Raw genomic sequence first — 8424 nt, 5'->3', positions numbered from 1 at the left:
CTCTTCCGGCGCGTTGTCGATCTGGTCGAACGCACGGGCAGCGCCGCCGTAGGACTCTGCACAAACGCGGGTCAGAGCTGCAGTCAGGGTAGTCTTGCCATGGTCAACGTGACCGATGGTGCCTACGTTCAGGTGCGGTTTGCTACGTTCGAACTTCTCTTTAGCCATCGAGAGATCCCCTATTCGTGAGAGCAATGCGCGTGTCACGCGACCATTAAATAAAAGGCAGATATTCGCATATCTGCCTTGATATTGGAGCTCATGAGCGGATTTGAACCGCTGACCTCACCCTTACCAAGGGTGTGCTCTACCAACTGAGCTACATGAGCTTACAAACCATTACATCGTCAGACTGGAGCGGGTAGCGGGAATCGAACCCGCACCATCAGCTTGGAAGGCTGAGGTTCTACCATTGAACTATACCCGCCAAGTAGCCTGACTACGCGAAATCTGGTGGAGGGGGAAGGATTCGAACCTTCGAAGGCTAAGCCGTCAGATTTACAGTCTGATCCCTTTGACCGCTCGGGAACCCCTCCGTAAAAGAGGCGCCATTTTCATCACTTGGCGACCCTCTGTCAACACTTTTATCAGCAAAAACACTTACTTGAAGATATTTTTTACCGACTGGCCGGAAGTCCGGGACTGCCGAGCCGTGAAGCGGGCGCAATTCTAGGGGATGTTGCGCTCATTGGCAACGGGTGCGCACGATTGATATTGATGCTGCATTGCAGGGAAGTCCTCCCGCAGCTTGAGCAGCAGCTCCGAGCCTACCAGCCTGCGCGCTTCGGGAGCCACCTGGACACTGTATTGGCTGCGCAATTTTTCCACTCGCTCGATACGCACGTCGTAACCGTCTGACTGCAACTGAGCCTGTCGGGCGGCCGCATAATCCTCCCGACTGAATACACCTAGAGAGATGTTGCCAGCCAGAGGGCCTTCGGTTATCACAAAGCTATCAATCCCTCGCTCCTGCAGCGACGACAGCTTCGCCAGTGCGCCCGAAGCCCCACCCATTACCGACATTACAAGCCAGTAATCGCTACTGCTGACAATCTCATCCGCTACCACCTCCGCCGTTACGTCCAGCGCAAGCAGCCGCTGAAGCAACTGCGCCGCCTCCTCACGATCTGCAAAGACACCGAGACGAATGCACAGCGCTGCGGGCGAAGTATCGGCACCTGAGAGAGATGCAGGGTGCGAGCTGATCATCGATGACTCGACAAGGGAATCAGGCACCGGCAGAGCCGACACGTCAAGCTCGCGATCAGGCACCAGTTCGCCGCTCTGCAACTGCCAAAGTGCGTACAGAATGTTTAGCAGCAGCAGAAAAAGGAACAGCGAACGCATCAATCAATCTCCATGGGACAAGCCAGCGCCAGCCCATCGAAAACCAGATCGTTGATGATATGGCAGTTTTGCGGCAGCGCTTCGGCCATCCGCTCGGCATCCCCACCGGTCAGAATTACCACCATTTCTTCGCCGAGCGTGTGGCGCGCGACACGAAGCTGCTCGCGAACGAAGCCGACCAGCATAAGATCACAGCCGAACTCCACGGCCTCGGCGGTACTTTCACCCGGCTGCGGCAGCGCAAGATCGCCGCGCAGTGACTGCTCATAGCGGATCAGTCTGGTGTGACGCTTGAGGCTTCCCCTCAGCAGCTTGCTGCCCGGCGCAATGTATCCCCCCAGATGCTGGCCCGCCGCGTTGACAAAATCGACCGTCACCGCGGTTCCCAGATCAATCACGACACAGGCACGGCGACACAGATTGTAGCCGGCCACCAGTGCCAGCCAGCGATCCATTCCGAGTTTGCTGAAATCCGCATAACCATTGCGCACACCCGCCAACTCCTGGGCGCTACGCGCAAGCACCGGATGCAGCTTCAGCCAGCTTGTAAGCTGATCCATTACGACCTGGTTCTCTTCGGCGGAACGAACACTGACCAGCCGGCAGCCGTGGATTTCTCGCTCCTGACCACCCAGCAACCGTTGCAGCTCGACCAGGTCGGGCGCCATATCCCGGTCACGGACGCGCCCCTCCCGATCCAGCAGCCGCCATTTGATCAGGGTATTGCCGCAGTCCAACTCAAGAAGCATGGTTCAACCTCAGACTCACTTCACCACCGCTGATTTCAACGTCACCGCTTTCGGTATGCAGCAGCAGCGCGCCCCGGGCATTGACACCCGCATCCACTCCATAGAGCTCATTACTCCCGGACACCACTTTTACGGCCTTGCCCGCCCATGCGTTACGCGTCATCCATTGCTGCTGGAACGGAGCAAAGCCCTGGCGATGGAAAGCGTCCAGCGCTGGAGCCAAGCGCCGAAGGAGCGCAGCAATCAACTCATTGCGATCCAGCGTCGCATGCTGCCCGGAGCGCAAAAGCGACGTCCATGCCTGATCAATACTGGCCGCAGAGTCGAGTAGCACGTTGACGCCCACGCCAATGACGACAACGGCGTCGCCCGTAAGGTCACCCGAGATTTCGAGAAGAATGCCGGCGAGCTTGGCATTATCAAGCAACACATCATTCGGCCACTTGAGCTGGCAACCTCGGTAGCCGACATCTTCAAGCGCCTGCACAAGACATAATCCGACGAGCAGGCTGAGCCCCTCGAGCCCCGCACCGCCAGCAGAGACAGGCTCGGCCAGGGAGATATAGATATTCTGGGCATACGGACTTGCCCATTGCCGTCCGCGCCGCCCGCGACCAGCCAGCTGCTGCTCCGCCAGCACGATAAGCGGCAGGGGCTGCTGCGGATCCAGAGCGCGCTGCGCCTGCGCGTTGGTTGAGTCAACCTGTTCATGCACAAACCACCGCCAGCGCGCTGCAAGTTCTGCCGGCAGCAATGACTGTATTTTCCCGGCATTGAGCATGCTCGCACCGGGAGGCAGCCGATACCCCTTGCCGCGGACGCGCTGTAGCGGATAGCCATCGTCCTCCAGCCGCTTGAGAGCCTTCCAGACTGCAGCGCGACTAACTCCCAGCTCTGAGCCGATAGCCTCGCCGGAGTGAAAGCGCCCGTCGGCTAGCAATGCAAGTATCTCGCTGAGCATGGTTGGCTGTACCTGTGGCAATGAACGGCACATGATACCGTTGGCGGCCGACCGTCGCTATCCTCTCGGCCGACGCGACCAGAATGGACGCCGCAACTCCTCGTGAGCATCTGCGAGACTGATACCCACATCCTTCATCTCTGCCTCAGTCATCGTCGCCAACAGACGGCGCTCGTAGCACCAACGTCGCCAGCGCCCAAGCGCGCGCCTTCCCGCTCGCCACACCAACGCAGCACACCCACCTCGTCCAACACACTTGCACATAAGCATTCCTCCAGATCGCACTGGAGAAATTGTCCCGATCGGCATAGCATCAATCCAACGAATGCTTTTTATGCAAACCATCTTCAGGATTGATGAATGGCCAGTTACCCAACTATCGACAGCGAGCTGCTTCGCACCTTCGTCGCCATTGCAGATCAAGGCGGCTATACCCGAGCAGCGGAACAGGTCAATCGCACGCAATCTGCTGTAAGCATGCAGATGAAACGGCTAGAGGAAGACGTGGTACAGCGCAGCCTGTTTCAGCGCAACGGACGTCAGATGCTGCTTACCGCCGAAGGCGAACTATTGCTGGGCTACGCACGACGAATCCTGCGCCTGCAGGGGGAAGCGCTGAACAGCCTGCGCGCACCGCACATGGTCGGCCTGGTACGCATCGGCACACCCGACGATTACGTTACGCGCTTCCTGCCGGGCGTACTGGCCCGCTTTGCGCAGGCATTTCCACTGGTGCAAGTCGAGATGCACTGCGAGCCATCGTTTCAGCTACTCCAGCGCCAGGATCTCGATCTGACCATCGTCACTCGAGAGCCAGGCAAGGAAATCGGCCAACTGCTGCGTCAGGAAGAGGTGGTGTGGGCGCAGGCAGAAAACGCCATGCTGCATGAGCGCAGCACCCTGCCGCTGGCGATGTTCAACGCAGATTGCTTCTGCCGCAACTGGGCCTGTAATGCGCTGGACACCCTGAACCGCGATTATCGCGTGGCCTACAGCAGCCCGAGTCTGTCGGCGATTCTGGCCGTGGTCGGAGCAGGGCTGGCGATCACGGCACAGCTACGGAGTCTTATCCCGGCTGACATGCGCATCATCGGTAAGGAAGAAGGATTACCAGACATGCCCATGGCAAGCATCGTGCTGCTGCGCAACCCGCGCAGCCAGTCACCGGTTACCGAATGTCTTGCCGAGCATATTGCCGAGGGCTTCCGTCAGCACTAACCCCAATAGAAGGCGCCCGGACTTGCGCAATCAGGCCGGAACAGGTGGCCTACATCCGGCACAGCGAAGCAGCGATCACCCCGTTGCGGTTGCCACCCATTGTACTCGGCGTGGGTAATGCCCACCTCCCAAAGCTGAGGCGCATCCCATCCACAAGGCCGCAACTCGAGTCGCACTTCAGCCCCCACCAGACTGATCGACTCCACCTGCAGCGGCAAATGCGCGTGATCCACAGGATGGAGCTGAAGGCGAACCTCGTGGGGGCGCAAGTACAGCTGAGCTGCCGCGGAAGGAACTGCCTCGGGCAGGCGTATCCAGGCATCGCGCTGAGCAATTCGCTGATCGGCTATCTCGCCCGTCAGCACATTTACATGACCGAGAAAGTCGAATACAAACTGGCTGACCGGACGGGCATACAGCGCCTGCGGTTGATCGACCTGCTCGATCTGGCCCGCACTCATCACCACAACACGATCAGACAGCTCCAGCGCCTCTTCCTGGTCGTGGGTCACAAACACACTGGTGAAGTTCAATTCGTCATGCAGGTTTCGCAACCACCTGCGCAGATCCTTGCGCACCTTCGCATCAAGCGCACCAAAGGGCTCATCCAGCAGCAGTATCTGCGGCTGCATCGCTAGCGCTCGCGCCAGGGCGATTCGCTGCTTCTGTCCGCCTGATAGCTGAGAGGGATAGCGGCCCGCCAGATGAGACAACTGCACCATCTCCAGCAACTCACCAACGCGCTTGCGTATTTCCGCTGCCGAAGGACGCTGGCGGCGCGGCAGTACATCCAGCCCGAAGGCGACGTTGTCTGCAACGGTCATGTGGCGGAACAGCGCATAGTGCTGGAAGACGAAACCGACCTTGCGCTCACGCACGTGCAGACGGGTTACATCCTGCCCGTGAAACAGAATGCGTCCGGCATTGGCACTTTCCAGCCCCGCAATAATCCGCAGCAACGTGGTTTTGCCTGAACCTGACGGCCCCAATAGACCAACCAGCTCTCCATCCGGGATCTCCAGCGAAATGTCGCGCAGGGCACGGAAGCTACCGAATGACTTGTCGATGTTCTCGAGGGTAATACTCATCAGTGTGAATCCGTCTGTAGCGCCGGCGTCGCCTGCTGACGAGCCTGACGCCATTCGATCATGCTTTTGACCAGCAGCGTCAGCAGCGCAATACCGGCCAGCAGCGAAGCACTGGTAAATGCCCCGACTGCGTTGTAGTCCTGATACAACAACTCAACGTGCAACGGCAGCGTGTTGGTTTCGCCGCGGATGTTACCGGAGACAACCGACACCGCACCGAATTCGCCAACGGCCCGGGCATTGGTCAGCACAACACCATAAATCAGCGCCCACTGGATGTTGGGCAAGGTAACGCGCCGGAACAGCTGCCACCCGCTGGCTCCCAAAACAACACCCGCTTCTTCCTCCTCGCGCCCCTGCTGCTGCATCAACGGAATCAGCTCACGCGCAACGAACGGACACGTCACGAACACGGTGACCATGACGATGCCTGGCCAGGCAAACATCAACTGCATGTCGTAATCCATCAGCCACCCACCGAGCCAGCCGTTACTGCCGTAGAGCAACAGGTACAACAAGCCGGCGACCACCGGGGATACCGCGAACGGAATATCGATAAGGGTGATCAATGCCTTGCGGCCGGGAAACTCGAAACGGGTAACCAGCCAGGCCAGAAAGATACCGAACACCAGATTGATCGGCACCGTAAGCGCCGCGACAAGCAGCGTCAGACCAATCGCACTCAGCGTGTATTCATCCGTCAGATTGGCCCAGAAGGTTTCAGCGCCGGCGGAAAACGCCTGCACAAAAATGATCGCCAGCGGTACCACCAGCACCAGCGCAACAACGAGCAAAGCCAGACTCACCAGAGACCACTTGACCCATGCCTGATCGGCGATACGCAACCGTGCCTGCTTATGCATATTGGACTCTCACCGGCCGTGCAGCCGACGCAGATAACGCGCCTGCCAGATATTGATCGAAAACAGCAGCACCAGCGAGGCCATCAGCACAACGGACGCAATCGCGCTCGCGGCTGCATAGTCGAACTCCTGCAGCCGGATAAAGATCATCAAACTGGTTATCTCACTGACATACGGCATGTTGCCGGCGATAAAGATCACTGCTCCAAACTCACCCAGACTGCGCGTAAACGACAGCGCAACACCGGTCATCAGTGCCGGCCACAGGGCGGGAAACACGACACGGCGAAACACCGTGAGATCCGAAGCCCCCATGGTCACAGCCGCTTCTTCATCCTCAGGCGCCAGATCCTCGAGCACCGGCTGAACCGTGCGGACTACAAACGGCAAGCTGGTAAAAGCCATCGCGACAATGATACCCAGCGGCGTGAACGCCACCTTAATGCCCAATAGCGCAAGCATCTGGCCGTACCAACCGTTTTCGGCAAACAGTGCCGCAAGAGTAATCCCGGCAACCGCAGTAGGAAGGGCAAACGGAAGGTCGATCAGCGCGTCAATGATACGCTTGCCGGGAAACTCGTAGCGCACCAGCACCCAGGCCAGCAACAGCCCTACAACACCGTTGAACAGTGAGGCAAAGAATGCAGCCCAGAGCGTGACCTTGTAGGAGGCGACCACACGCTCGTCTGTGATGACAGCCCAGTACTGCGACCAGGACATATCAGCTGTCTGCGCAATCAGCCCCGTCACCGGCAGCAGCAGCACCAGGCTGATGAACAGTAGCGAGATACCCATACTGAGCGCAAAACCCGGCAGCACTCGCTTGCCGGGTTTTGCATCAAACAGCGACCAACCGCTGGAACTACGATTCATAGTGCTTGTTTACCTGCGCTGCAGTTGATCCAGCTTGCCGCCACTGCCAAAGTGAACGGTCATAGCCGTCTCCCAGTCGCCGGCAATCTCCTCGATCGGCAGCAACTCCAGCTCGGGGAAGCGATCAGCAAACTCGGCTTGCACCGCCTGGTCATGGACGCGGTAATTAAAGCCGGCGATCAGGCGCTGAGCCTCTTCGCTATACAGGTATTCCAGATATTCCCTGGCAACATCGGCCGTACCGTTACGCTCAACGTTGCGATCTATCCAAGTAACCGGAAACTCGGCAAGGAAGCTGACCTTAGGTACTACGACCTGGTACTCACCCGGCGGATACTGGGCAGCAATGTTGTTAACTTCCGACTCAAACGTCAGCAGCACGTCACCGATGCCCCGTTCGATAAAGGTGGTGGTCGCACCGCGCCCACCGGTATCAAATACAGCGACGTTGCCGAGAAAGTCACGCAGGAACTCGTCAATGGCAGCCTGATCGTCGCCAAACGTCTTTTGTGCATAACCAAGCGCCGCAAGATAGGTATAGCGACCATTACCCGAGGTTTTCGGGTTTGGCAGAACAGAGCTGACATCGTCACGCACCAGGTCGTCCCAGTTCTGGATGTTTTTCGGATTACCCTTGCGCACCAGAAACGCCATGGTCGAGTAGTAAGGCGAGGACGCGTTCGGCAGCCGCTTACGCCAGTCGGCCGGAATCAGATTCCCGCGCTGGTGGAGAATGTCCACGTCGGTAACCTGGTTGTAAGTAACCAAGTCCGCACGCAGCCCCTGAATGATTGCCTGTGCCTGCTTCGAAGAGCCACCGTGGGATTGTTTGATCTCGACGGTTTTGCCGGTTTCATCCAGCCAGTGCTGTGTGAACAACTCGTTATACGAGGCAAACAGCTCGCGGGCAATATCGTAGGAGGAGTTCAGAATCTCCTGGTCAGCTGCCTGGGCATTTGCCATGCCCACACTACCGGTAACGGCCAGAGTAACTACCAATCGCTTGATCAGTTTGCCGGGTGACTGAAACATTGCATCCTCCACACGCACAAGGCGCCTTTTTGAATAGGACGCCAAGATTACAAGCCGCAAAGACTTAGAACAACATTCGGCTTAGACGGATTTGCTTATTCCATCTAACGCTAAGACATAAGCAATTGACGGGTTCAGGCGTCCGGATTATCGGTCGCGGTAGGGACGGCAGTTACCTGCCGCCCCCCGCACAGATCCGTACGTGCGGAACTACCGCATACGGCTCCTGCCTCGGGTATGTGACGCGAAGCGATCCTCAGGGTAAGGATGTGCATTTCTAGGTCTAGGTATGT

At 58.1% G+C, this 8424-nt stretch carries 9 protein-coding genes and 3 tRNA genes; 1 reads left to right on the top strand and 11 read right to left on the bottom strand.

Annotated elements, in window-relative coordinates; all coding sequences use genetic code 11:
• The 7 genes from AC13EY_RS00320 to birA form a co-directional block, all read right to left on the bottom strand.
• Window positions 1-168 (bottom strand): GTP-binding protein (locus AC13EY_RS00320; RefSeq protein WP_482875787.1); only part of this gene is annotated, 168 nt, incomplete at its 3' end.
• A gap of 85 nt (window positions 169-253) precedes the next feature.
• Window positions 254-329 (bottom strand) — tRNA-Thr (locus AC13EY_RS00315).
• 24 nt (window positions 330-353) lie between these two features.
• Window positions 354-427: transfer RNA gene (locus tag AC13EY_RS00310), tRNA-Gly, on the bottom strand.
• A 24-nt stretch (window positions 428-451) separates the two neighbouring features.
• A tRNA-Tyr gene (locus AC13EY_RS00305) sits at window positions 452-536 on the bottom strand.
• Between the two features lie 133 nt (window positions 537-669).
• Window positions 670-1347: an SPOR domain-containing protein gene (locus AC13EY_RS00300; RefSeq protein ID WP_228247483.1), complete on the bottom strand. Its 678-nt coding sequence runs from the start codon at window positions 1345-1347 to the stop codon at window positions 670-672.
• Window positions 1347-2096 (bottom strand): type III pantothenate kinase, encoded by a 750-nt coding sequence (locus AC13EY_RS00295; protein WP_228247482.1) that lies wholly within the window; start codon window positions 2094-2096, stop codon window positions 1347-1349. Before AC13EY_RS00295 ends, AC13EY_RS00300 begins: the two co-directional genes overlap by 1 nt.
• Window positions 2086-3057 (bottom strand): bifunctional biotin--[acetyl-CoA-carboxylase] ligase/biotin operon repressor BirA, encoded by a 972-nt coding sequence (gene birA / locus AC13EY_RS00290; RefSeq protein ID WP_228247481.1) that lies wholly within the window; start codon window positions 3055-3057, stop codon window positions 2086-2088. The genes AC13EY_RS00295 and birA overlap by 11 nt, the downstream gene beginning before the upstream one ends.
• Window positions 3058-3417: 360 nt before the next feature.
• Here birA and AC13EY_RS00285 point away from each other — a divergent pair, with 360 nt between their 5' ends.
• Window positions 3418-4275: a LysR substrate-binding domain-containing protein gene (locus tag AC13EY_RS00285; RefSeq protein WP_228247480.1), complete on the top strand. Its 858-nt coding sequence runs from the start codon at window positions 3418-3420 to the stop codon at window positions 4273-4275.
• On the opposite strand, the gene AC13EY_RS00280 is transcribed toward AC13EY_RS00285, so the two are convergent.
• Genes AC13EY_RS00280 through cysP form a run of 4 tightly spaced genes read right to left on the bottom strand, consistent with a single transcriptional unit; the run spans window position 4272 to window position 8131 of the window.
• On the bottom strand, window positions 4272-5363 hold the full coding sequence (locus tag AC13EY_RS00280) for a sulfate/molybdate ABC transporter ATP-binding protein (protein ID WP_228247479.1): 1092 nt from the start codon (window positions 5361-5363) through the stop codon (window positions 4272-4274). The two genes, AC13EY_RS00285 and AC13EY_RS00280, sit on opposite strands and share 4 nt — an antisense overlap.
• Window positions 5363-6226 carry a sulfate/thiosulfate ABC transporter permease CysW gene (gene cysW, locus AC13EY_RS00275; RefSeq protein ID WP_228247478.1) on the bottom strand — a complete coding sequence of 288 codons (864 nt, stop codon included), beginning with the start codon at window positions 6224-6226 and terminating at the stop codon, window positions 5363-5365. The genes AC13EY_RS00280 and cysW overlap by 1 nt, the downstream gene beginning before the upstream one ends.
• A gap of 9 nt (window positions 6227-6235) precedes the next feature.
• A complete protein-coding gene (gene cysT, locus AC13EY_RS00270; protein ID WP_228247477.1) occupies window positions 6236-7099 on the bottom strand; it encodes a sulfate/thiosulfate ABC transporter permease CysT in 864 nt (287 codons plus the stop codon).
• A 9-nt stretch (window positions 7100-7108) separates the two neighbouring features.
• A complete protein-coding gene (gene cysP / locus AC13EY_RS00265; RefSeq protein WP_228247476.1) occupies window positions 7109-8131 on the bottom strand; it encodes a thiosulfate ABC transporter substrate-binding protein CysP in 1023 nt (340 codons plus the stop codon).
• Window positions 8132-8424: the final 293 nt, after the last annotated feature.

The sequence above is a fragment of the Halopseudomonas sp. L-58 genome (genome assembly GCF_056859475.1).
This window is presented reverse-complemented; position numbering and strand designations above follow the sequence as displayed.

What these genes read in the sequence shown, in the direction of transcription:
- AC13EY_RS00300 (WP_228247483.1), bottom strand. Translation starts at nt 1,347, where the DNA reads ATGCGTTCGCTGTTCCTTTTTCTGCTGCTGCTAAACATTCTGTACGCA.
- AC13EY_RS00295 (WP_228247482.1), bottom strand. Translation starts at nt 2,096, where the DNA reads ATGCTTCTTGAGTTGGACTGCGGCAATACCCTGATCAAATGGCGGCTG.
- birA (WP_228247481.1), bottom strand. Translation starts at nt 3,057, where the DNA reads ATGCTCAGCGAGATACTTGCATTGCTAGCCGACGGGCGCTTTCACTCC.
- AC13EY_RS00285 (WP_228247480.1), top strand. Translation starts at nt 3,418, where the DNA reads ATGGCCAGTTACCCAACTATCGACAGCGAGCTGCTTCGCACCTTCGTC.
- AC13EY_RS00280 (WP_228247479.1), bottom strand. Translation starts at nt 5,363, where the DNA reads ATGAGTATTACCCTCGAGAACATCGACAAGTCATTCGGTAGCTTCCGT.
- cysW (WP_228247478.1), bottom strand. Translation starts at nt 6,226, where the DNA reads ATGCATAAGCAGGCACGGTTGCGTATCGCCGATCAGGCATGGGTCAAG.
- cysT (WP_228247477.1), bottom strand. Translation starts at nt 7,099, where the DNA reads ATGAATCGTAGTTCCAGCGGTTGGTCGCTGTTTGATGCAAAACCCGGC.
- cysP (WP_228247476.1), bottom strand. Translation starts at nt 8,131, where the DNA reads ATGTTTCAGTCACCCGGCAAACTGATCAAGCGATTGGTAGTTACTCTG.